The sequence below is a fragment of the Pseudomonas sp. SW-3 genome (assembly GCF_016615645.1).
GTDB classification, from domain to species: Bacteria; Pseudomonadota; Gammaproteobacteria; order Pseudomonadales; family Pseudomonadaceae; genus Aquipseudomonas; species Aquipseudomonas mandelii.
On record NZ_CP067098.1, the window covers coordinates 6,130,630 to 6,152,988 of the forward strand.

At 59.8% G+C, this 22,359-nt stretch carries 18 protein-coding genes and 2 pseudogenes; 14 read left to right on the forward strand and 6 right to left on the reverse strand.

The genetic code is table 11. The features are described from left to right. Positions 1 to 13: 13 nt before the first annotated feature. The 3 genes and pseudogenes from JIO00_RS27850 to JIO00_RS27865 all read left to right on the forward strand — a co-directional run. Positions 14 to 1,360, forward strand: a pseudogene (locus JIO00_RS27850) (M16 family metallopeptidase); the annotation flags it as partial. Between the two features lie 155 nt (positions 1,361 to 1,515). Next, a complete protein-coding gene (locus JIO00_RS27860; RefSeq protein WP_010466803.1) occupies positions 1,516 to 2,514 on the forward strand; it encodes a hydrolase in 999 nt (332 codons plus the stop codon). Positions 2,515 to 2,517: 3 nt separating this feature from the next. Further along, a complete protein-coding gene (locus tag JIO00_RS27865; protein WP_010466802.1) occupies positions 2,518 to 3,357 on the forward strand; it encodes an AraC family transcriptional regulator in 840 nt (279 codons plus the stop codon). Positions 3,358 to 3,477: 120 nt separating this feature from the next. On the opposite strand, the gene JIO00_RS27870 is transcribed toward JIO00_RS27865, so the two are convergent. Continuing rightward, positions 3,478 to 4,332, reverse strand: coding sequence for a sulfurtransferase (locus JIO00_RS27870; RefSeq protein WP_083375536.1), 855 nt, complete (start codon positions 4,330 to 4,332; stop codon positions 3,478 to 3,480). 33 nt (positions 4,333 to 4,365) lie between these two features. Continuing rightward, complete coding sequence (locus JIO00_RS27875) at positions 4,366 to 5,037, reverse strand: TetR/AcrR family transcriptional regulator (RefSeq protein ID WP_010466800.1); 672 nt, start codon at positions 5,035 to 5,037, stop codon at positions 4,366 to 4,368. Between the two features lie 147 nt (positions 5,038 to 5,184). Here JIO00_RS27875 and JIO00_RS27880 point away from each other — a divergent pair, with 147 nt between their 5' ends. From JIO00_RS27880 to JIO00_RS27900, 5 genes are all read left to right on the forward strand, one after another. After that, the gene (locus JIO00_RS27880) at positions 5,185 to 6,615 is read left to right on the forward strand and encodes a coniferyl aldehyde dehydrogenase (protein WP_200667249.1); all 1,431 of its coding nucleotides are present in this window, start codon (positions 5,185 to 5,187) and stop codon (positions 6,613 to 6,615) included. 27 nt (positions 6,616 to 6,642) lie between these two features. After that, positions 6,643 to 7,188 carry a hypothetical protein gene (locus JIO00_RS27885; RefSeq protein WP_010466797.1) on the forward strand — a complete coding sequence of 182 codons (546 nt, stop codon included), beginning with the start codon at positions 6,643 to 6,645 and terminating at the stop codon, positions 7,186 to 7,188. Positions 7,189 to 7,324: 136 nt separating this feature from the next. Beyond that, the gene (locus JIO00_RS27890; protein ID WP_077747214.1) at positions 7,325 to 8,920 is read left to right on the forward strand and encodes a GMC family oxidoreductase; all 1,596 of its coding nucleotides are present in this window, start codon (positions 7,325 to 7,327) and stop codon (positions 8,918 to 8,920) included. A gap of 115 nt (positions 8,921 to 9,035) precedes the next feature. Continuing rightward, the gene (coaD, locus tag JIO00_RS27895; protein ID WP_007945531.1) at positions 9,036 to 9,515 is read left to right on the forward strand and encodes a pantetheine-phosphate adenylyltransferase; all 480 of its coding nucleotides are present in this window, start codon (positions 9,036 to 9,038) and stop codon (positions 9,513 to 9,515) included. A 102-nt stretch (positions 9,516 to 9,617) separates the two neighbouring features. Next, entirely contained in the window at positions 9,618 to 9,869 is a 252-nt protein-coding gene (locus JIO00_RS27900; RefSeq protein WP_010466792.1) for a YfhL family 4Fe-4S dicluster ferredoxin, read from the forward strand. Positions 9,870 to 10,029: 160 nt separating this feature from the next. On the opposite strand, the gene JIO00_RS27905 is transcribed toward JIO00_RS27900, so the two are convergent. Genes JIO00_RS27905 through JIO00_RS27915 form a run of 3 tightly spaced genes read right to left on the reverse strand, consistent with a single transcriptional unit; the run spans position 10,030 to position 12,081 of the window. Next, positions 10,030 to 10,353 (reverse strand): multidrug transporter, encoded by a 324-nt coding sequence (locus tag JIO00_RS27905; protein ID WP_010466790.1) that lies wholly within the window; start codon positions 10,351 to 10,353, stop codon positions 10,030 to 10,032. A 54-nt stretch (positions 10,354 to 10,407) separates the two neighbouring features. Next, positions 10,408 to 11,220: a bifunctional DNA-formamidopyrimidine glycosylase/DNA-(apurinic or apyrimidinic site) lyase gene (mutM, locus tag JIO00_RS27910; protein ID WP_010466788.1), complete on the reverse strand. Its 813-nt coding sequence runs from the start codon at positions 11,218 to 11,220 to the stop codon at positions 10,408 to 10,410. Positions 11,221 to 11,265: 45 nt separating this feature from the next. Further along, positions 11,266 to 12,081 (reverse strand): HDOD domain-containing protein, encoded by an 816-nt coding sequence (locus tag JIO00_RS27915; RefSeq protein WP_200668682.1) that lies wholly within the window; start codon positions 12,079 to 12,081, stop codon positions 11,266 to 11,268. A gap of 313 nt (positions 12,082 to 12,394) precedes the next feature. On the opposite strand from JIO00_RS27915, the gene JIO00_RS27920 reads away from it, so the two are divergent. From JIO00_RS27920 to ilvD, 5 genes and pseudogenes are all read left to right on the forward strand, one after another. After that, entirely contained in the window at positions 12,395 to 13,591 is a 1,197-nt protein-coding gene (locus JIO00_RS27920) for a class I SAM-dependent rRNA methyltransferase (protein WP_003195152.1), read from the forward strand. Between the two features lie 426 nt (positions 13,592 to 14,017). Then, positions 14,018 to 15,097 (forward strand): SagB family peptide dehydrogenase, encoded by a 1,080-nt coding sequence (locus JIO00_RS27925; protein ID WP_077747210.1) that lies wholly within the window; start codon positions 14,018 to 14,020, stop codon positions 15,095 to 15,097. Then, a complete protein-coding gene (locus tag JIO00_RS27930; protein WP_010466777.1) occupies positions 15,094 to 16,071 on the forward strand; it encodes a diiron oxygenase in 978 nt (325 codons plus the stop codon). The genes JIO00_RS27925 and JIO00_RS27930 overlap by 4 nt, the downstream gene beginning before the upstream one ends. Further along, complete coding sequence (locus JIO00_RS27935; protein WP_200667251.1) at positions 16,064 to 17,269, forward strand: MFS transporter; 1,206 nt, start codon at positions 16,064 to 16,066, stop codon at positions 17,267 to 17,269. Before JIO00_RS27930 ends, JIO00_RS27935 begins: the two co-directional genes overlap by 8 nt. A 258-nt stretch (positions 17,270 to 17,527) precedes the next feature. Beyond that, positions 17,528 to 19,371 (forward strand): annotated as a pseudogene (gene ilvD / locus JIO00_RS27940) (dihydroxy-acid dehydratase). A gap of 186 nt (positions 19,372 to 19,557) precedes the next feature. Here the strand turns inward: ilvD and JIO00_RS27945 are convergent. Beyond that, complete coding sequence (locus JIO00_RS27945; protein WP_010466771.1) at positions 19,558 to 20,613, reverse strand: phosphorylcholine phosphatase; 1,056 nt, start codon at positions 20,611 to 20,613, stop codon at positions 19,558 to 19,560. A gap of 242 nt (positions 20,614 to 20,855) precedes the next feature. Between JIO00_RS27945 and JIO00_RS27950 the strand changes: the two genes are divergently transcribed. Continuing rightward, on the forward strand, positions 20,856 to 22,247 hold the full coding sequence (locus JIO00_RS27950; protein WP_102595083.1) for an L-cystine transporter: 1,392 nt from the start codon (positions 20,856 to 20,858) through the stop codon (positions 22,245 to 22,247). Positions 22,248 to 22,359: the final 112 nt, after the last annotated feature.

Here is a 22,359-nt window from a genome sequence, read left to right on the forward strand (position 1 = left end):
CGGCAAAGTACCAGACAAGGAAAACTCCGACCAAGGGCTGCAATCGCTGGCTGAGCTCGACGGTCAGGCGCCAAGTCCCCGCACGCTTGATATTCAGGCTTGGAATACTGCCGAAGGCGCCAAAGTGTTGTTCGCCGAAGCCCGAGGGTTACCGATGTTCGACATGCGCCTGACCTTCGCAGCTGGCAGCAGCCAGGATGGAGGCACTCCGGGTCTGGCCATGCTGACAAACTTGATGCTCAACGAAGGTGTTGCCGGCAGGGATGCCAACGCTATTGCCCAAGATTTCGAAAGCCTGGGCGCACAGTATGCCCCCAGCACTGGTCTGGATACGGCACAGGTCTCCCTGCGCTGCCTCAGCGCCAAGGATAAACGCGATCCGGCATTGACACTCTTCGCCGAAGTCGCAGGCAAGCCGACCTTCCCTGGCGATTCGTATGCCCGCCTTCGCAATCAGACCCTCGCCGCTTTCGTAGATAAGCAGCATGACCCGAGCAAACTGGCGAGCCTTGAGTTGATGAACCGTCTGTATGGCGATCATCCTTACGCGCACGCCAGCGATGGCATGGCGCAAGCCATTCAGTCCGTCACCCCGACACAGCTGCGCGCGTTCCACGAAAAAACCTACGCGGCCGGCAACGTGGTGATCGCGTTGGTGGGCGACTTGTCCCGTGCCGAAGCTGAAGCCATTGCCGCGCAGGTATCCGCTACCCTGCCCCAAGGCCCGGCCCTGGCGAAAATCCCGCAACCGACCGAACCCAACGCCAGCATCAGCCACATCGAATTCCCATCGAAACAGACCATTCTGATGCTCGCGCAACTGGGCATCGACCGTGACAATCCAGACTACGCGGCACTGTCCATGGGCAATCAGATCCTTGGCGGCGGCTTTGGCACTCGACTGATGAGCGAAGTGCGCGAGAAACGTGGCCTGACTTACGGCGTGGTTTCGACCTTCACCCCGATGCAGGCGCGCGGTCCGTTCATGATCAAGTTGCAGACCCGCTCCGAAATGAGCGAAGGCACTCTGAAACTGGTACAGGACGTGCTCGCCGACTACCTTAAAACCGGCCCGACCGAAAAAGAACTTGATGATGCCAAGCGCGAGTTGGCTGGCAGCTTCCCGCAGTCCACTGCCAGCAACGCACAAATCGTCTCGAAACTGGCGTCCATCGGCTTTTATAACCTGCCGTTGAATCACTTGGACGACTTCATGCAGCAGTCCCAGCGCCTAACCGTAGAGCAAGTCAAAAGCGCATTGAACAAACACCTGAGCATGGACAAATTAGTCATCATCAGCACAGGACCGACCGTCCCGCAAAAGCCATTGCCGGAGCCTACTGGCAAACCTTCCAGGTAATCGCTCAAACTGTCAGGAAACCTGCACCGCATCGGAAAGCAGAAATCCGGGCAGGTGTATTACGCGTTGTGGCAACGTATGGCAGAGATCGCCGGTTAACCGACCGGCCTGAAAAAGGTGCGCACCGGTTGCGCACCGCTGCATCGAGAGCAATCGTGTCCTTTCCGTCAGAACGCTTCACCCCCGCCTTCGGCCTCGGCAACCCGCACCTGCAAACCTTGTGGGGACCGCTGTGGCGCAAAACCACGCACATCGAACGCGAGCGCGAACGCTTGTGGCTTGAGGATGGCGACTTTCTCGATATGGACTGGCACGGCCCGCACACTGCCGATGCGCCGCTGGTGCTGGTGCTGCACGGGCTGACCGGCTCTTCGAATTCGCCCTACGTGGCCGGTGTGCAAAAGGCGTTCGCTGCCCAGGGCTGGGCCAGCGTCGCGCTGAACTGGCGCGGTTGCTCCGGCGAGCCGAATCTGTTGCCACGCAGCTACCATTCCGGTGCCAGTGAAGACCTGGCCGAAGCCATCAGGCACCTGCGGGCCAAGCGCCCTCTCGCACCGCTGTATGCGGTCGGCTATTCCCTGGGCGGCAATGTCTTGCTCAAGCATTTGGGCGAGACTGGCAGTGACAGCGGCGTGTCAGGCGCGGTGGCGGTGTCGGTGCCGTTTCGTCTCGATCAATGCGCTGATCGCATCGGGCAAGGTTTCTCGAAGGTCTATCAGGCGCATTTCATGCGCGAGATGGTGGCCTACATCAAAAACAAGCAGCGCCAGTTTCAACATGACGGGCGCGAGGATGGACTGGCGGCGTTGGCGGCACTGGGCTCGCTGGAGAACATGCGCACCTTCTGGGATTTCGACGGCCGGGTCACGGCGCCGCTGAACGGTTTCGTCGATGCCGAGGATTACTATCGCCGCTCTTCGAGCCGGTATTTCCTTGGAGAAATTCGCACACCGACCCTGATCATTCAGGCGGCCGACGACCCCTTCGTGTTCCCCCATAGCCTGCCGCAGGCGATGGAGCTGTCCGCCTCCACTCAATTCGAGTTGCAAGCCAAGGGTGGGCATGTCGGTTTTGTCGATGGCTCGTTCCGCCAGCCAGGTTATTACCTGGAACGCCGCATTCCGCAGTGGCTGAGCGCCGTGGGTCGCGGGTAAGCCATGGATGCCGACCAAGGCGAGTCGATCCGATTCTGGCAAACGGCGCCATTGGCCGGCGTCGAGTTATTGTCCGCGCGCTACATCGAACATCGCTTCGCGCCCCACGTGCATGACGGTTATGTGATCGGCATGATCATGGCCGGCGCCCAGCGCTACCGCTATCGCGGCGCCGAGCACCTGGCCGGCAGCGGCACGCTGGTGTTGATCAATCCTGATGAACTGCACACCGGCCACAAAGGGACCGAGGATGGCTGGTTGTACCGGGCGTTTTATCCGGACAGCGGGCAGATTCTCTCGCTGCTGGACGAACTGGAGCTGCCGACCAACAACCTGCCGGGGTTTGGCGCGACGTTGTATCGCGACCCGGATCTGGTGAAGGGGTTCTGCCAACTGCATCGCTTGCTGGAAGGTCCGTCCACCGCCTTGCAACAGCAAATGGTCTGGCGCGAGATGATGCTGTTGCTGCTACAACGTCACGCCGCCGTGCCGATCGCCGGCAAACCCGGCAAGGAGCACCGGGCGGTGACGCTGGCCAAGGATGTGCTGCATGCACAATTGGCGGCGCCGCCTTCGCTGGAAGAACTGGCGGCACTGGTCAACCTTTCACCGTTCCACTTCGCCCGGGTCTTTCGCCGCGCCACGGGCATGCCGCCGCATACCTGGCTGATGCAGCAACGCATCGCGCAGGCAAGGGCGCTGTTACAGAACGGATGTTTGCCGCTGGAGGTCGCGATGCAATTGGGGTTTGCCGACCAGAGTCATCTGAGTCGGCAGTTCAAGCAGGTTTACGGGGTTGGGCCGGGGGCGTATCGCAGCGCCCGGCAATTATCAGGAAGTTGAGCTCGACACAGGTCCAAAAGTGGGAGTGAGCCTGCTCGCGATGGCGGCGGGTCAGTCAGCAATGATGTTGACTGACCCGCCGCCATCGCGAGCAGGCTCACTCCTACAGGGGAGCAGCGTTTATTCGCCGATGGCGATGCCGTGCGCAGGATCGTTGATCCACTCGCTCCACGACCCGGCATACAAAGAGCCCAACGGATAACCCGCCAGGCACAGTGCGAACAGGTTATGGCACGCCGTCACGCCGGATCCGCAATACGCCACCAGATCGGTCGGCGCACGATCGCCGAGTTTCGCCGCAAAGCGCTGCTTGAGCTGATCGGCCGGCAGGAAACGTCCGTCACTGCCCAGGTTCTCGGTGAAGGCTGCGCATTGCGCACCGGGGATGTGCCCGGCAACCGGATCGATCGGTTCGACTTCGCCCTTGAAACGCGGCAAGGCGCGAGCATCAAGCAAGGTCAGCGCGGGCTGGCCGAGACGTTTTTGAAGCTGTTCGGCGCTCAAGATCAGCGCGTCGTCCGGCGTCCCGGTAAAGGTGCCGCGCGGGGTGTCGCACGCATCCAGGCTCAGCGGCAACCCGGCGGCGTGCCAGGCCTTGAGCCCGCCATCGAGAATAAACACGCCGTCACGCTTGCCCAGCCAGACCAGCAACCACCAGGCCCGCGCCGCGTAGGCACCGGGGCCGTCATCGTACAAAACCACTTCGCTGTCGGCGTTGATGCCCCAGGCTTGCAGACGCTCGATCAACTCTTCAGGCTCAGGCAACGGATGGCGCCCGGTCACACCCTTGACCACTGTCCCGCTCAAATCACGCTCAAGATCGGCAAAACTCGACCCGGCGATATGCCCTTCGGCATAACTACGCTGGCCGTAATCCGGGTCTTCAAGGGCAAAACGACAATCCAGAATTACCAGCCCAGGTGCATCCTTTTTCAGGTCCAACGCTTGCGGGCTGATCAGTTGCGCAATGGGCATAACGGGCTCCTGTGATTAAGTCGATCTTGAATCCTACTGCACTTCTTCCAGCGCCTGGGCCAGTGGCACGTAAAACTCTTCGTACAGCGCGTTGACCGCGTCGCGAGACTGTTCCGTGACGAAACCGGCCTCAAGCACCAGCACCTGATACACCCCACGTTTAATCGCCTGCTCACTCAAGTGATTGGAGTTTTCCCGCGTGGTGCACAGAAAACGCACCCAGGACGTCAGGATGATCCAGGCATTGAGCGTCAGGGATTCGATCTGGACTTTGTCCATTTTCAGGATGCCGGCGTCGACGAAGGCGGCGTAGATGTGGGTGCCATGGATCAGGCAGCGCTGGGAGAAACGCCGATAACGGGCAGCCAGTTCGGGATCGCTGTCTAGCAAATGCTCAAGATCGCGATGCAAAAACCGATAGCGCCACATCGCCGCCAGCAGTTCCTGAAGGTAGAAGCGTTTGTCTTCCACCGTGGACGCTCGGCCCTGGGGCGGGCGCAGGAAGCTGTCCACCAGGCTTTCGTACTCACTGAACAGCACGGCGATGATCGCCTGCTTGTTGGGGAAGTGGTAGTACAGGTTGCCCGGAGAAATCTCCATGTGGGCAGCAATGTGGTTGGTGCTGATGCTGCGCTCGCCCTGTTGATTAAACAGCTCCAGGCTGTTCTGCACGATGCGCTCGCTGGTTTTGATCCGAGGGGCCATGGCTTGAGCTTTAATTCAGAGTGCGTTGGCAGGCATCTTACGACCTATCGGCGAGTGGATAAAACAATGCTGCGCCAGGATGCCATTTGACTTTATAGAGCTTAGACTCTAAAAAGTGCCTCATTACAACAAAAACCGGAGCCGATCATGACCGCCGACATCGCTTATCTGCAGAACCTGCAACAGCCGCTGGACGAGCTTCAGGCCCTGTTCGATGCGCAGCGTGCGGCGTATGCGGCCAACCCGATGCCACCGGCCGCCCAGCGCCAGCAATGGCTCAAAGCCCTGCGTGATCTGCTGAGCAACGAACGCCAGTCCTTGATCGATACGATCAGCCAGGATTTCAGCCACCGCAGCGCCGATGAAACCCTGCTCGCCGAACTGATGCCGAGCCTGCACGGCATTCACTACGCCAGTCAGCACCTCAAAGGCTGGATGAAGCACTCGCGGCGCAAGGTCGGTATCGCGTTTCAGCCGGCTTCGGCGAAAGTGGTTTACCAGCCGCTGGGCGTGATCGGCGTGATCGTGCCGTGGAACTACCCGCTTTATCTGGCTATCGGGCCGCTGGTGGGTGCGTTGTCGGCGGGCAATCGGGTGATGCTCAAACTCAGTGAGTCGACCCCCGCCACCGGCTTGCTGCTCAAGGAACTGCTGGGCCGGATCTTCCCGCAAGACCTGGTCTGCGTGGTGCTGGGCGAAGCCGATATCGGTGTCGCGTTCTCCCGACTGCGTTTCGATCACCTGCTGTTTACCGGCGCCACCAGCATCGGCAAGCACGTGATGCGCGCGGCAGCCGAGAACCTGACGCCGGTGACCCTTGAGCTGGGTGGCAAGTCCCCGGCCATTGTGTCCCTCGACGTGCCGCTCAAGGACGCCGCCGAACGCATCGCGTTCGGCAAGACGCTCAATGCCGGGCAAACCTGCGTGGCCCCGGACTACGTGCTGGTGCCGGAAGATCGTATCGGCGCTTTCGTCGAAGCCTATCGCCACGCGGTTCGCGGGTTTTATCCGACACTGGCCGACAACCCGGACTACACGGCAATCATCAATGACCGGCAACTGGCGCGACTCAATAACTACGTCAGCGACGCCACCAGCAAGGGCGCGCTGCTGATTCCGCTGTTTGATCAGGGCCAGGGCCGGCGCATGGGTCATAGCGTGCTGCTCAACGTCAGCGACGACATGACCGTGATGCAGGATGAAATCTTCGGCCCGCTGCTTCCGATCGTGCCGTACAAGACGCTTGATCAGGCGTTTGCCTACATCAATCAACGACCTCGTCCGCTGGCGCTGTATTACTTCGGCTACGACAAGCACGAACAAAATCGTGTACTCCACGAAACCCATTCCGGCGGTGTTTGCCTCAACGACACCTTGCTGCACGTGGCGCAGGACGATATGCCGTTCGGTGGTATCGGCGCCTCGGGCATGGGCCATTACCACGGCCACGAAGGTTTCCTGACCTTCAGCAAGGCCAAAGGCGTGCTGATCAAGCAGCGCTTCAACGCGGCGAAACTGATTTACCCGCCTTATGGAAAATCCATTCAGAAACTGATTCAGAAGCTGTTTATCCGCTAACAATCGCACCCTCGGGTAATAACAATAATGAGCCCAAGCCTGTCCGATACACCCGCGCTGTCGCGGCGCGGCCTGCTTAAATTCAGCCTCGGCGCGAGTGCTTTCCTGGCTACGGCCGGATTGGGCGCGAGCCTCAGCGGCTGCTCATCGAGCATCCCGGCTAACGGTTTCGCGACCCTGCGCAGCGGCGATCTGTTGTTTCTGCGGGCATTGGTCCCGGTAATGCTCGAAGGCGCCGTGGCCGCCGAAAAAATGCCGGCCGCCGTCGATGGCACCCTGAAAACCCTGGATAACGGCCTGAATCACCTGTCGCCGGAAATGCTCAAGCTCACTCGGCAATTGTTCGACGTGCTGGGGATGGCGGTGACCCGCGGGCCGCTGACCGGGATCTGGGGCAGCTGGGAAAACGCCAGTACCGATGAGATCCGGCACTTTCTCGATCGCTGGGAAAACAGCTCGTTGAACCTGTTGCGCATGGGGCACAGCTCGTTGCTGCAACTGGTGATGATGGCGTGGTACAGCCGCGCGGAATCGTGGGTGCATTGCGGGTATCCGGGGCCGCCTGCCGTTTAAGACCGGGTCGCCCCCTTCGCGGGCAAGCCTCGCTCCTACAAGGGCTTACGCGGTTCTGTAGGAGCGAGGCTTGCCCGCGAAGGCATCCTCATGAACACCACTGCATCCAAAACCATAACAACTAGAGAACCCGAAGATGCCCGTACCCGACCCGTTCCGCGAAGGCATGGCCCGTGGCTGGAAAACCTACAACGGCTCGCAACTGACCCAGGACCTGACCCTGGACGCGGACGTGGCGATCATCGGCAGCGGCGCGGGCGGCGGGACCACCGCGGAAATTCTCAGCGCCGCCGGCTACAAGGTGTTGCTGATCGAAGAAGGCCCGCTCAAGACCAGCAGCGACTTCAAGATGCTCGAAGACCAGGCCTACACCAGCCTCTATCAGGAAGGCATCGGCCGCATGAGCAAGGACGGCGCGATCACCATCCTCCAGGGCCGCGCGGTGGGCGGCACTACGCTGATCAACTGGACATCGAGCTTTCGCACGCCCGACCCGACGCTTGAGCATTGGGCCAGGGAACACAACGTCAAAGGCCACAGCCCGGCCGAGATGGCGCCTTGGTTCGAGAAAATGGAACAGCGCCTGGGCGTTGCGCCCTGGATGGTGCCGCCCAACGCCAACAACGACGTGATCCGCAAAGGCTGTGAGCAGCTCGGCTACACCTGGCATGTGATCCCGCGCAACGTGCGCGGGTGCTGGAACCTTGGCTATTGCGGCATGGGCTGCCCGACCAACGCCAAGCAGTCGATGATGGTCACGACCATCCCCGCGACCCTGGAAAAAGGCGGCGAGCTGCTGTATCTGGCCCGCGCCGAAACGCTCTCGATCAAGGACGGCAAGGTCACGGGCCTGCAATGTGTGGCGATGGACGACCGTTGCGTCGCACCTACCGGACGCACAATCACGGTCAAGGCGCGGCATTACGTGCTGGCGGGCGGCGGGATCAACAGCCCGGCGCTGCTCCTGCGCTCGGAGGCGCCCGATCCGCACCAGCGGCTGGGCAAACGCACATTCCTGCACCTGGTGAACATGTCCGCCGGGCTGTTCGATGAGGTGATCAACCCGTTCTACGGTGCGCCGCAGTCGATCTATTCCGACCACTTCCAATGGCAGGACGGCACCACCGGCAAGATGTCCTACAAACTGGAGGTGCCGCCACTGCACCCGGCGCTGGCCTCCACCCTGCTCGGCGGTTTTGGCAAGGAAAACGCCGGGCACATGGAAAATCTGCCCCACACCCACGCGATGCTGGCGCTGTTGCGCGATGGTTTCCACCCGGACAGCCCCGGCGGCAGTGTCGAATTGCGCGGCGACAACACGCCGGTGCTCGACTATCAAGTTTCACCCTACGCCTGGGACGGCTTGCGCCGAGCCTTTCACAGCATGGCCGAGATCCAGTTCGCCGGCGGCGCCAACGCGGTCATGCCGATGCACGCCGACGCGCGCTACGTGAAAACCCTGGCCGAAGCGCGCACGTTGATCGACGGTTTGAGCCTTGAGTTGTATCGCACCCGCCTGGGCAGCGCTCATGTGATGGGCGGTTGTGCCATGGGTGAAGACCCGAAAAACGCCGTGACCGACAGCCTTGGCCGGCATCACCAGATCAGCAATCTGTCGATCCACGATGGCTCGCTGTTCCCCACCAGCATTGGCGCAAACCCGCAATTGTCGGTCTACGGATTGACGGCGCAACTGGCGACTTCGCTGGCCGAACGTTTGAAAAACCCATGAAAACGGAGAATATTCCAATCGTCTATAGTGCTTTCTTACCCAACAGGCGACTTGGCCGACCGGGAAGGCTGCGATACCATCCGACTCCCCAACGGACTCCCGCCAGGACGACGCGATGAACCGAGTGTTGTACCCAGGTACCTTCGACCCTATTACCAAGGGCCATGGCGACTTGGTCGAACGCGCCGCGCGCCTGTTCGATCATGTGATCATCGCCGTCGCTGCCAGCCCGAAGAAAAACCCGTTGTTTCCCCTGGAACAACGTGTGGAGCTGGCCCGCGAGGTCACTAAACATCTGCCCAACGTTGAAGTCGTCGGCTTCTCGACGCTGTTGGCGCATTTCGCCAAAGAGAAGAACGCCAATGTGTTCCTGCGTGGTTTGCGCGCGGTGTCGGACTTCGAATACGAATTCCAGCTGGCCAACATGAACCGCCAACTGGCGCCGGATGTGGAAAGTCTGTTTCTCACACCGTCCGAGCGTTATTCGTTCATTTCCTCGACGCTGGTCCGTGAAATCGCAGCGTTGGGCGGCGATATCACCAAGTTCGTCCACCCTGCGGTGGCGGACGCCCTCACCGAACGCTTCAAGAAGTAACGACCGCTCAAGCGGCGCCCGCGTGCACTGCGGGCGCCAATGCGGCACAATTGCGCGCATTGGTTTATTGCGCCCGGGCCGTCCGCCCTGGCTGGAGTTAGCATGTCCCTGATCATCACCGACGATTGCATCAACTGCGACGTCTGCGAACCCGAGTGCCCGAACGCCGCTATTTCCCAAGGCGAAGAGATCTACGTGATCGACCCGAACCTGTGCACGCAGTGCGTCGGCCACTACGACGAACCTCAGTGCCAGCAAGTGTGCCCGGTGGATTGCATTCCGCTGGATGAAGCGCATCCGGAGACTGAAGAGCAGTTGATGGCGAAGTATCGGATTATTACCGGGAAGGCTTGAGGCAGGCATTTTTGTAGTGCCTGTGCCGGCCTCATCGCGAGCAGGCTCGCTCCCACAGTGGGTTTGTGGTGCTCACATCATTTGATTCACAACACAAATCAACTGTGGGAGTGAGCCTGCTCGCGATGAAGCCATCAGGTACACCGAACATGTAACTGATTCACTCCCGCTGCTCAAACCCCTCCCCGATACACCCCAGGCACCGCACAAATGCGGCTTTCGCCGGATCAACCACCAGCGCCTGTCCCGCATCGCCGATGCCGCCGCCCAAGGCCGTGAACGGCAACGACACCACAAACGCCCCGGCACCGATCACCGTCGCCACCACCAGCAACGGTCTGGCGATCAGCAAGTCGCCGAGCATGGCGTAGGCCGGGGGATTCTGGATGGTGTAACGCGGATCACCGCTGCCGCTGCTAGCCGCCAGCGCGGGCGCACCGACGCTCAGCAGCAGCGCAACAACAAGGGTTCGAAACGAATTCATGGCACGGTCCTTCGGCTAGGCAGTGAGAACACTGACTATAGACCGTCGCACGTATCAGCTCTGGCAGCGTGGGCAAAAGACGCTGGCGCGCTGCCCCAGTTTCACTTCGCGTAGTTCAGTGCCACAGACTTTGCAGGGCTCACTGCCCCGGCCGTAGACAAACAATTCCTGCTGGAAATACCCCGGCTGACCGTCGCCGCCGATAAAGTCCCGCAGCGTCGTACCGCCCCGCTCAATGGCCGCGGCCAGAATGCGTTTGATCTCGATCGCCAGCTTCAAATAGCGCGCCCGGGAAATGCTCTTGGCCTCGCGACGCGGGTCGATGCCGGCGGCGAACAGGGCTTCGGTCGCGTAGATGTTGCCGACGCCGACCACCACCGCGTTATCCATGATGAACGGCTTGACCGCCATGGATCGTCCGCGGGACTGCTGAAACAAGCGATCGCCATCAAACAGGTCGGTCAACGGCTCCGGCCCCAGGCGAATCAACAGTTCGTGGTTGAGCGGATCGAGACTCCAGAGCATCGCGCCAAACCGGCGCGGGTCGGTATAGCGCAGGGCCAGGCCGGACTCGAGTTCGATGTCCACATGCTCATGCTTCGCCGCCGGCATACCGACTTCAACCAATCGCAGGTTGCCCGACATACCCAAGTGACTGATCAGCGTGCCCACTTCAGCATTGATCAGCAGGTACTTGGCGCGGCGCTCCACCAGCACGATGCGCTGGCCGGACAGGCGCACATCGAGGTCTTCAGGAATCGGCCAGCGCAATCGGCGGTCACGCACGATCACCCGGCTGACGCGCTGGCCTTCCAGGTGCGGTGCAATCCCGCGGCGGGTGGTTTCGACTTCCGGCAGTTCAGGCATGGTGTTCTCGAATCAGGGCGCTCGAATAAATGCAGCAGCCGATGTTCAGCGGTGAGCGCCGAGGTCACGAATCGTTTGCTTGAGGGTCTCGAAGTCGTAGTCCGAGAGGCCGACATAATCGAGCACCAGATGCCCGATGCTGTTCCATTCGTGGTCTTCGGTCTGATTACCCAACACCCGGTATGACGCACAAATGTGCTCGGCCATTTTCAGGATCGCCAGCAGGTTCTTGAGCTGAGCGTTGCGCGAAGATTCGTCGCTGAAGATCGCCAAGGCGTTGTGGTGATTGGCGATCGCGGTGGTCACATGCTCCGGCAGGCGCCAGGACTTGGCCGTGTAGTAACCGACCACCGCGTGGTTGGTGTTGAACACCCGGTTCTCGGTGTCGACCACCCGGCATTCGGCACTGGCGTTGGCGTAGGCCTCTTCCAGAACGGTCATGTAGTTGGGGAACCGTTGCAGCATCAGCGGCACGCCGCAGTCGTGGAACAGACCCAGTGCATACGCTTCGTCACCGGCCTGGGCGCCGATGCGCTTGGCCAGCGTCAGGCAGGTCATCGCCACGTCCTGAGCCGTATCCCAGAACCGGTTCAGGGTGACGATGGTGTCGTCGTTCATCTCGCCCTTGATCGACTGCGCGTTGATCAGGTTGATGATCGAACGGCTGCCCAGCAGGTTCACCGCACGCTGGATCGAGGCGATCTTGTTGCTCAAGCCGTAATACGGCGAGTTGACGATCTTCAGCAAGGCACCAGAGAGCCCTGGGTCCTGGGAGATCAGCTTCGCGATCACTTCCAGGTCCGGGTCGGGCATGTACTGCTCCATCTGCAAATCCACCATGATTTGCGGCTGGGCAGGCACACTGATGCCTTGCAGGGACTGTTGAATCTGTTCGGAAGTCAGCTCTTGGGACATAAGTACACACTCTGGGCCAGGGGGCGATTCTAACCTTTATAAAGTTGGATCCGACACACCGGCCGACACATTGGCGAAAGTTTCATTTCTGCATAGCCATCGAAATCGCTTTCGCGGGCAAGCCTCGCGCCTGCAGATTTACAGCGATCCAGCAGGAGCGAGGCTTGCCCGCGAGGAGTCCATGAGCGTTTCATCGCCCGCCCGGCCCGCCGCAAGCCTCAACACGCTATACTCCCGCTCTTTTTTCCGGAGCGACGTCATGTCCCTGCCTAGCCTGCGCCTCAAAGCCAACGCCGACCGTCGCCTGCGAAACGGCCACTTGTGGGTCTATAGCAACGAAATCGATGTAGCGGCGACCCCTTTGCACGGTTTTCAAGCCGGCGACCAGGCGATCCTCGAAGCCGCCGGCGGCAAGACGCTGGGCATCGTGGCCATGAGCCCGAACAACCTGATCTGCGCCCGTCTGCTGTCGCGCGACATCAAGTTGCCGCTGGACAAGTCGCTACTGGTCCATCGCCTGAACGTTGCCCTGTCCCTGCGTGATCGCCTGTTCGACAAGCCGTTCTATCGCCTGGTCTACGGCGACTCCGATTTGCTGCCAGGCCTGGTGGTCGACCGCTTCGGCGACATCCTGGTGGTGCAGATCGCTTCGGCGACCATGGAAGCCCATAAAGAAGACGTGATCGCGGCGCTGACCCAAGTGCTCAAGCCAAGCGGCATTCTGTTCAAGAATGACTCCGCTGCCCGTGACGCCGAAGGCCTCAACCGTTATGTCGAAACCGTGTTCGGCCTGGTGCCGGAGTGGGTCGCGCTGGAAGAAAACGGCGTGAAGTTCGAAGCACCGGTCATCCAGGGCCAGAAAACCGGCTGGTTCTACGACCACCGCATGAACCGCGCACGCCTGGCTCCTTATGCCAAAGGCAAACGCGTGCTGGACCTGTACAGCTACATCGGCGGCTGGGGTGTGCAAGCGGCCGCGTTCGGCGCCAGTGAAGTGTTCTGCGTCGACGCGTCGGCCTTCGCCCTCGACGGCGTCGAGCGCAACGCCGCGCTGAACGGTTTCGCCGAAAAAATGACCTGCATCGAAGGCGACGTGTTCGAAGCCCTGAAAGAGCTGAAAGCCAGCGAAGAACGCTTCGACGTGATCGTTGCCGATCCACCCGCCTTCATCAAGCGCAAGAAAGACATGAAGAACGGTGAAGGCGCCTACCGCCGCCTGAACGAGCAAGCCATGCGCCTGCTCAGCAAGGACGGCATCCTGGTCAGTGCGTCGTGCTCGATGCACCTGCCGGAAGACGATCTGCAGAACATCCTGCTGACCAGCGCCCGCCACCTGGACCGCAACATCCAGATGCTTGAGCGCGGCGGTCAGGGCCCGGACCACCCGGTCCACCCGGCCATCGCCGAAACCCGCTACATCAAGAGCATCACCTGCCGGTTGCTGCCAAACAGCTGATGACACCGGTTTGACGGGGAGCCAGAGGGCTCCCCGTTTTATTATCTGTTATTGAATTCCGTTCAAACTTCCTACACTTGCGATCCTACGGACTTGCAGGACGTTTCCCTGCGCCTTTCACTATTCAGCATTCAACTGACAAAACTTGTTCATGCCCAAGATCGATCCGACGAAATTACTGGAAGTTTCCTACCCAATATCGCCTTGATAAGCGCTCATTACACTCTATGATTGAGCGTGTCACCACGAAGTGACTCTTACTTTCAATTACAAGGAGTTCCAAATGAAAGCAATTACTCTGGAAGCTAACAGCATCGCCAACCTGGCTTTCCTGGTCGCCCCTAAAGCCCGCTAAGTAAATGAGACGCTGGGGAGTGCCGGCTACCCAGCGTTTTCTATGGCATTGCCCAGAGCGAACCGCCCATCATGCAGATCAGTCCTCATTTATTCATACTTCCACGCACGCCCGGTCAAATAGTCTGGGATTACAAGAATCACAAACAGTTTGAACTGAACCTGAAGTATTCAACCCGACTGGCAGAACTTATCGACAACCCCGAAAAGTTCAACGAACGCAATACAATTGACACCCAGCTACTTGACGCTGGAATACTGACAACTGCAATAACAGATACTACAGACTGGGGCTGGGACGAACTGTCGAAGATATTCCATATCGGCACCAAGAACATTCCGTGCGAACACGTTCCGCAAAATATCAATGAATGGTCAAAACAATACCTTGATCATTGCAGCGACGTCCTGAGCACGCCCTCGCCGAAAGCCAGGCGCTCGGAACGCCTGGGATGCGAGCTGATTACCCTGCCAAAACCTTCCTGCCTGCCGGAAGATTCCCTGGCAAACGCCCTGGTCAATCGGAAAACCTGCCGCACCTTCACGGGTGAAGCCGTTTCCCTCGAAGCCGTCAGTACATTGCTGTACCTGTCCCTCGGCTATCTGCATGAGCGCGAAAACGACGTCGACGAAAGCATCGTCGAAGGTCTCGGCGCCCGGCGCAGCAGCCCGTCCGGAGGCGGACTGAATGCCTGCGAAGGCTTTCTGCTGGTGCAAAACGTCAGCGGCCTGCCACCCGGGGTCTACGCCTATCACCCCACCGGGCACGCGCTGAGTCTGGTTAATCCGCTGCCTCCCCAACCTTTAGGGCAACTGATGTGCGGACAACACTTCATCAACAACCTGCCCGCAGGCCTGTTCATCACCAGCCGATTCGACAAGCTGTGGTGGAAATATGAACACTCGCGGGCCTACCGAATGGCCTACGTCGAGGCCGGTCATATTTCCCAGACCTTTCAACTGGCGGCCACCGCGCTGGGATTGAACACTTGGCTGACCGGTGCATTGACGGACGACCAGGTCGAAGCGCTGCTGGGACTTGAGAACAGCGCAGAGCAACCGCTGTTCTTTGTCGGCTGCGGCCAGAGCGACGGGCAAGTGATGTGCAAGGAATTGAAAGCCCTGCTGAGCAGTCGGGGGGCGGAACAATGACCGAGCCCCTCATCGACCCCGCGTCAGCCTCTGCCTCATGGGCCCATCGCTTCACCCTTGGAGACTGGAACACCCGAGCCTCGGTGCGGATCAGCGAACACACCTACCAATTGCCGCCGGACCTGAAACGGCAACTGGAAACCCGCCACTGGTTTGCGCCGGAATTTCTGCCCTACCTGAATCATCCGGCAATCAAAGCAGCAGGCAGAGCAATCACTCATCGCCTGTCCGCCAACCATCTGGTGTATTTCCTCGACTACACCACCCTGCTGGAACACCGCATCGTCAACCGTTCCGTGGAAACCATCGTCCACAACGAACTGGGGGTATCCATCCCCCCACGGATGAAAACCGCCGCGCTGCAGCTCTATACGGATGAGGCTTATCACGCACTGTTTTCCAACAGCCTCGCCGAGCAGATTGCCGATATTTACGACATGACAGATCGCCCGGTCGTGCCCCACCGGATAGCCCGGCTGAACGCCCTGCTCAATCGCACACCGGACAAGCACAAGGCACTGGCGTGGTTTCTCGTCGGCTTCGTCTCGGAAACGATTATCGCCAAGGAACTGCTCGACGTTTGCCGTGACACGCTGGTGAGCAGCGTTCAGGAAATGCTCAGGGATCACCTGGCCGACGAAGCGCGTCACAGTCGCTACTTTTGCGAAGTATTCCACCATCTGTGGGTGCAATTGAACTGCGGCCAACGCACGTTCACCGCCAGGTCGCTCGCGGAAATCCTGCTGATTTTCTTTGAGATAGATGAACGCTGGCTTGGGGAAAGCCTGCGCAGCGCCGGCCTGAGTGAAGCGTCTGTCGCGCAGATCCTTGGGGATCTGACCGGCTCGCAAGCACAGCGCCTGCGCGTCCGATCGAGTGCTGGTGCCACGCTCAATGCAATGAAAAAAGCCGGGTTCTTCGATCTGCCTGCCAATCGCCAACTTTTCTCCAGGGCAGGGCTGTTCGATGAATGACGGAAAACAGGTAGCCCAGGGCGAACAACGTGCCATGGTCATTCTGTTGATGACCATGACGCTGCTCGGCGTCTTTCCCCTGGATGTGGTGCTCCCCTCCTTTCCCGATCTTTCTGACTACTTTCGGACCTCACCGTCCGACATCGCCCTGTCGGTGAGCGTGTTCGCCATTGGCCTGGCGTTGTCCGTGGTGTTGGTCGGACCATTGTCGGATTTGTGGGGACGCAAGAAACTCCTGCTGGCCGGTATCGCAATTGCGGTGGTGGGAGCGACAGGGTGTGTGGTATCCAGCGAATACAGCTGGTTTTTGTTCTTCCGGGTGATCCAGGCCGTTGGTTGCGGGTCATTCGTCCTGTCACAGGCGTTGGTTCAGGATCTGTTCGTCGGCAAGGAACAGGAGCGAATCAGAATCTGGATGGTGACCGGCGGCGGGGTATTCATTTCGATTTCGCCGCTGCTGGGGACGTGGTTGCAATTGCAGCTAGGCTGGCAGGGCAGCTTTTATGTGTTTATCAGCCTGGCCGTCATTGTCTGGCTTAAAGCCTTCTTTCTGCTCAGGGAAAACCCTCACCTTCATACCACGGCACCTGAACGTTTTTTCAGCGCCTATTGGAGGCTGTGTTCGGATTTGCGCTTCATGGGGTATTGGTTGATTTCAGCCTTGGCTTTTGCCTGCCATTTCTCGTTCATCGTCATTTCACCGATCATTTTCATGGAGCGGCTGGCGCTGTCGCCTTACGCATTTGCCTGGGCGTTGCTGCTGTATGGCGTGGCTTATGTGTTTGGCGGGATTGTCGCCAGCGCGCTGCATCGGTACCTGCAGGCCAACACACAAATAGTCATTGGCCTGGGGCTGATCGCTTTGTCAGGGCTGGTGATGCTGTGGTTGGCGGAACAGTTCGGGCTCTCTGCGGCAGCGGTGCTGATACCCATGTTGATTTGTACGGCAGGCACCACCATTGCCCGGCCCATCGCCAACTCCAAAGCCATGAGTCTCTACCCCCGGAATGCCGGAACCTCGACCTCGGTAGGCGGCGTGCTGATTTTCATGTGCGGCGGTGTGATCAGCGTAGTGATCAACCTTGCCTCCGAAGACCTGACCACGGCACTAGCCCTGTGTTTTCTGAGCTTGAGTGCTACGGGCCTTGGCCTGAATGTCTTGATTACACGACGGCATCTGGCGCTGAAGGCGGGCTGAAACCTGCCAGTCGTCATCCCGCACGTTGTGTGAGCGCCGGATCAACGCTTCCCGGCATTCCCTCCTGACGCCAGCCGTGTAGAATCGCGACATTCATCGCCAGTCATCCCCCGGCGGGTTTATGAGCTCAAGCTGAAGCGCGCGGCGATCCCGCAAAGTTATCGGCAACTTCCGGACACACGGCCATTTCTGGGTGTTCCAGACGTCAATAGAAGCTCACTTCCCTTTTGATACCTGATTAGCCGCCCGGAGTGCTTCATGCCTGATTACCGCTCGAAAACATCCACCCACGGCCGCAACATGGCCGGCGCCCGCGCACTGTGGCGCGCCACGGGGATGAAAGATGACGACTTCAAAAAGCCGATCATCGCCATTGCCAACTCGTTCACCCAGTTCGTACCGGGCCACGTCCACCTCAAGGACCTGGGCCAGCTGGTCGCCCGCGAAATCGAACGCGCTGGCGGTGTGGCAAAAGAATTCAACACCATCGCCGTGGATGACGGCATCGCCATGGGCCACGACGGCATGCTCTATTCGCTGCCGAGCCGCGAGATCATCGCCGACTCCGTCGAATACATGGTCAACGCCCACTGCGCCGACGCCATCGTCTGCATCTCCAACTGCGACAAGATCACCCCTGGCATGCTGATGGCCGCCCTGCGCCTGAACATCCCGGTGATCTTCGTTTCCGGCGGCCCGATGGAGGCCGGCAAGACCAAACTCGCCTCCCACGGCCTCGACCTCGTCGACGCCATGGTGATCGCCGCCGACTCCAGCGCTTCTGACGAGAAAGTCGCCGAGTACGAGCGCAGCGCCTGCCCGACCTGCGGCTCGTGCTCCGGCATGTTCACCGCCAACTCGATGAACTGCCTGGTCGAAGCCCTGGGCCTGGCATTGCCGGGCAACGGTTCGACCCTGGCCACCCACAGTGACCGCGAACAGCTATTCCTGCAGGCCGGCCGCACCATCGTCGAGCTGTGCAAGCGTTACTACGGCGAGAACGATGAGTCGGTATTGCCGCGCAACATCGCCAACTTCAAGGCGTTCGAAAACGCCATGACCTTGGACATCGCCATGGGCGGCTCCACCAACACCATCCTGCACTTGCTGGCCGCCGCCCAGGAAGCCGAGATGGAGTTCGACCTGCGCGACATCGACCGCCTGTCCCGATTCGTGCCGCAACTGTGCAAAGTCGCTCCGAATATCCAGAAATACCATATGGAAGACGTGCACCGCGCTGGCGGGATCTTCAGCATCCTCGGCTCGCTGGCCCGTGGCGGCCTGCTGCACACCGATCTGCCGACCGTGCACAGCAAGACCCTGGCCGAAGGCATCGCCAAGTGGGACATCACCCAGACCGACGATGAAGCCGTGCATCACTTCTTCAAAGCCGGCCCGGCGGGCATCCCGACGCAAACCGCATTCAGCCAGTCGACCCGTTGGGGAAACCCTGGACGACGACCGTGAAAACGGCTGCATCCGCAGTGTTGAGCATGCATATTCGAAAGAAGGCGGCCTGGCCGTTCTCTACGGCAACATTGCACTGGACGGCTGTGTGGTGAAAACCGCTGGCGTCGACGAATCGATCCCACGTCTTCGAAGGCAACGCGAAGATCTTCGAAAGCCAGGACAGCGCCGTTCGCGGCATCCTCGCCGACGAAGTGAAGGCCGGCGACATCGTGATCATCCGTTACGAAGGTCCGAAAGGCGGCCCGGGCATGCAGGAAATGCTCTATCCGACGTCGTACCTGAAATCCAAAGGCCTGGGCAAAGCCTGCGCCCTGCTCACCGACGGCCGCTTCTCCGGCGGCACCTCGGGCCTGTCCATCGGCCATGCTTCGCCGGAAGCCGCTGCAGGCGGCGCGATTGGTCTGGTGCAGGACGGTGACAAGGTGCTGATCGACATTCCGAACCGCTCGATCAATCTGTTGATCAGCGACGAAGAAATGGCCGGCCGTCGTGCCGAGCAGGATCAGAAAGGCTGGAAGCCTGTGGAAAAACGTCCACGCAAGGTGACCACTGCACTGAAGGCCTACGCCCTGCTGGCGACCAGCGCCGACAAGGGTGCCGTGCGTAACAAGGCAATGCTCGACGGGCTGTAAGGCTTAACCGTCGAACAAAAAATGCCCCGCCAAGTGCGGGGCATTTTTTTGACCACGATCCCCCAAACACTGGAGATCAACTGTAGGAGTGAGCCTGCTCGCGATAGCGGTATGTCTGTCACCATCGATGTCGTCTGACACTGCGCTATCGCGAGCAGGCTCACTCCTACATTGGATTTTTGGTGCTTACTGGATTTCCTCCGGTTTCACGATCACCCAGTTCTTGTCCGCCGTCACCGGCAACCCTTCCTTGGCCTGTGCTGCCGCGTGCTTGGCCATCATGCCGTTAATCTGGGTCATGTATTTGTCCTTGCGGTTGATCCACAAGTGAATGCCGCCCTTGGCCACGTCGACGCTGTGGAACAGCATGAAGCCGTCGCTGGTCGGTGTGTCGCCGCCGACGAGCACCGGTTTTTTCCATTCATCGATGTAGGTCAGGATCGCCGCTTGCTTACCCGCCATCCAGGTCGCCGGGGTCCACAGGTACGGGGTCAGTTCGAGGCCAAGGTTGGCCTTCTCGTCATACTTGCCCGCAGTGATTTGCTTACGCGCCGTGGTCAATTCGCCGGACTTCGGGTCCTTGAGCAGCAGGCTCACGCCAATGACGTTTTGCGGTTTGACGTTGTAGCCGTACTTCGGATCGGAAGCGACCATGCGCACCAGTTCTTCCGAGGCGGCGGTCATCACGTAGACCTCGATGCCGTTCTCCATCAGCTTGTTGTAGAGCTCTTTCTGACCAGTGAAGATTTTCGGCGGGTTGACGTCGAGGTTTTTGACCACATCGCCTTCGTAATAGGTCGCCGGCACTGGCTTGTCCAAGGCCATCAGCTCATCGACGTAGCCTTTGAGTTCCTGGAGGGTGAAACCGGAGAACACTTGCGCGACCCATGGATAGCACACCATGTCGTCGAGTTCGCAGAGGCGATAGTAGTAGCTGAACAGGCTTTCCTTATGGTCGGCGGTGTCCTTGAACGGGATCAGTTTCAGGGAGGGGTCGAGTTTCTCGCGGGTGATCAGGCCTTTGCTTTCCATGTACGGCAGCAACGACTCTTCGAGATCGTAGCGGTAACTGGTGTTGTCCATGTCGAACACCGCGTAGTTACCTTTGTTCGCGTTGGCTGCAATCATCGCGTCCAGCGCCTTGGCCTGATCGGCTGGCCAGTGCTTCAAATCCGTGGCGAAGACCTGGCCGGCGAGGCCAAGACAGAGTACTGCTGCGAGAAATTTTGGTGCGAGCTTCATCGGCGGTTTCTCCCTGATCCAAAGATATCGACGCTAACAAATAAGTGTGACAACTCTCGTCCACTAGCGACCGCACACGTCCCTTTCGCGTCAAGTGCATCCCCGACAGCGACACCGGCTTATTCCAAAAACGACAGTTATCAGACTTTTTTGATATTAATTCTTTGTAAATCAAGCTGTTAGGCTTGCCGGTTCGCAGCTGCCCCGGAAGGCGGCTGGCACAAGTCACTTTCGGAGTTCTCATGAATCTGCCGCTGATCCTCAATCTGCTGGTGTTCCTCGCGTTACTGTTTGGCCTCGCGCAAACCCGCCACACCACCTGGAGCCTGGCGAAAAAAGTCCTGCTCGCGTTGGTATTGGGCGTGGTCTTCGGTGTCGCGTTGCACACGATTTACGGTGCCGGCAACCCGGTGCTGAAAGCCTCGATCAGCTGGTTCGATCTGGTGGGCAACGGGTACGTTCAGTTGCTGCAAATGATCGTCATCCCGCTGGTGTTCGCCTCGATCCTCAGCGCCGTGGCCCGTCTGCACAACGCCTCGTCGCTGGGCAAGATCAGCTTCCTGACCATCGGCACGCTGCTGTTCACCACGGCCATTGCGGCGCTGATCGGTATCGGCTTGACCAACCTGTTCGGCCTGACCGCCGAAGGCCTGATCGCCGGCACCCAGGAAATGGCTCGCCTGCAAACCATCCAGACCGACTATGCCGGCAAGGTTGCCGACCTGAATGTGCCGCAGCTGCTGCTGTCGTTCATTCCGCAAAACCCGTTCGCCGACCTCGCTCGCGCCAAGCCGACGTCGATCATCAGCGTGGTGATCTTCGCCGCGTTCCTCGGTGTCGCGGCGCTGCAACTGCTCAAGGATGACGTCGAGAAAGGTCAGAAAGTGATCAACGCCATCGACACCCTGCAAGCCTGGGTGATGCGTCTGGTGCGTCTGGTGATGAAGCTGACCCCCTACGGCGTATTGGCGCTGATGACCAAAGTGGTCGCCGGTTCCAACCTGCAAGACATCATCAAGCTCGGCAGTTTCGTGGTGGTTTCCTACATCGGCCTGGGCCTGATGTTTGTGGTCCATGGCCTGTTGGTGTCGGCGGCCGGGATCAACCCGCTGCGGTTCTTCCGCAAGATCTGGCCGGTGCTGACGTTCGCGTTCACTAGCCGCTCCAGCGCCGCGACGATTCCACTGAGCATCGAAGCGCAGACCAGCCGCCTGGGCATCCCGCAATCCATCGCCAGTTTCGCCGCGTCGTTCGGCGCGACCATTGGCCAGAATGGCTGTGCCGGTCTGTACCCGGCGATGTTGGCGGTGATGGTCGCGCCCACGGTCGGCATCAACCCGCTGGACCCGCTGTGGATCGCGACGCTGGTGGCGATTGTGACCTTGAGTTCGGCCGGTGTGGCGGGCGTGGGCGGCGGTGCGACGTTTGCCGCGCTGATCGTGCTGCCGGCGATGGGTTTGCCGGTGTCATTGGTGGCGTTGCTGATTTCGGTTGAGCCGCTGATCGATATGGGCCGCACGGCGTTGAACGTGAGTGGTTCGATCACGGCCGGGGCGATTACCAGCCAGATCATGCAGCAGACGGATAAAGCACTGCTGGATGCCGATGAGCATGCGGAGTTGGCGCACGCTTAAGTTTTTTAGCGTCTGAGCTGGCCTCTTCGCGGGCAAGCCTCGCTCCTACAGGATTTGTGTCGTACGCAATTTTCGCGATCGACACAAATCCTGTAGGAGCGAGGCTTGCCCG

Coding starts and splice junctions, on each gene's coding strand:
- JIO00_RS27945 (WP_010466771.1), bottom strand. CDS start 20,613: ATGAAGCTCGCACCAAAATTTCTCGCAGCAGTACTCTGTCTTGGCCTC.
- JIO00_RS27925 (WP_077747210.1), top strand. CDS start 14,018: ATGCAGATCAGTCCTCATTTATTCATACTTCCACGCACGCCCGGTCAA.
- JIO00_RS27900 (WP_010466792.1), top strand. CDS start 9,618: ATGTCCCTGATCATCACCGACGATTGCATCAACTGCGACGTCTGCGAA.
- JIO00_RS27920 (WP_003195152.1), top strand. CDS start 12,395: ATGTCCCTGCCTAGCCTGCGCCTCAAAGCCAACGCCGACCGTCGCCTG.
- JIO00_RS27950 (WP_102595083.1), top strand. CDS start 20,856: ATGAATCTGCCGCTGATCCTCAATCTGCTGGTGTTCCTCGCGTTACTG.
- mutM (WP_010466788.1), bottom strand. CDS start 11,220: ATGCCTGAACTGCCGGAAGTCGAAACCACCCGCCGCGGGATTGCACCG.
- JIO00_RS27905 (WP_010466790.1), bottom strand. CDS start 10,353: ATGAATTCGTTTCGAACCCTTGTTGTTGCGCTGCTGCTGAGCGTCGGT.
- JIO00_RS27875 (WP_010466800.1), bottom strand. CDS start 5,037: ATGGCCCCTCGGATCAAAACCAGCGAGCGCATCGTGCAGAACAGCCTG.
- JIO00_RS27880 (WP_200667249.1), top strand. CDS start 5,185: ATGACCGCCGACATCGCTTATCTGCAGAACCTGCAACAGCCGCTGGAC.
- JIO00_RS27865 (WP_010466802.1), top strand. CDS start 2,518: ATGGATGCCGACCAAGGCGAGTCGATCCGATTCTGGCAAACGGCGCCA.
- JIO00_RS27930 (WP_010466777.1), top strand. CDS start 15,094: ATGACCGAGCCCCTCATCGACCCCGCGTCAGCCTCTGCCTCATGGGCC.
- coaD (WP_007945531.1), top strand. CDS start 9,036: ATGAACCGAGTGTTGTACCCAGGTACCTTCGACCCTATTACCAAGGGC.
- JIO00_RS27890 (WP_077747214.1), top strand. CDS start 7,325: ATGCCCGTACCCGACCCGTTCCGCGAAGGCATGGCCCGTGGCTGGAAA.
- JIO00_RS27885 (WP_010466797.1), top strand. CDS start 6,643: ATGAGCCCAAGCCTGTCCGATACACCCGCGCTGTCGCGGCGCGGCCTG.
- JIO00_RS27935 (WP_200667251.1), top strand. CDS start 16,064: ATGAATGACGGAAAACAGGTAGCCCAGGGCGAACAACGTGCCATGGTC.
- JIO00_RS27870 (WP_083375536.1), bottom strand. CDS start 4,332: ATGCCCATTGCGCAACTGATCAGCCCGCAAGCGTTGGACCTGAAAAAG.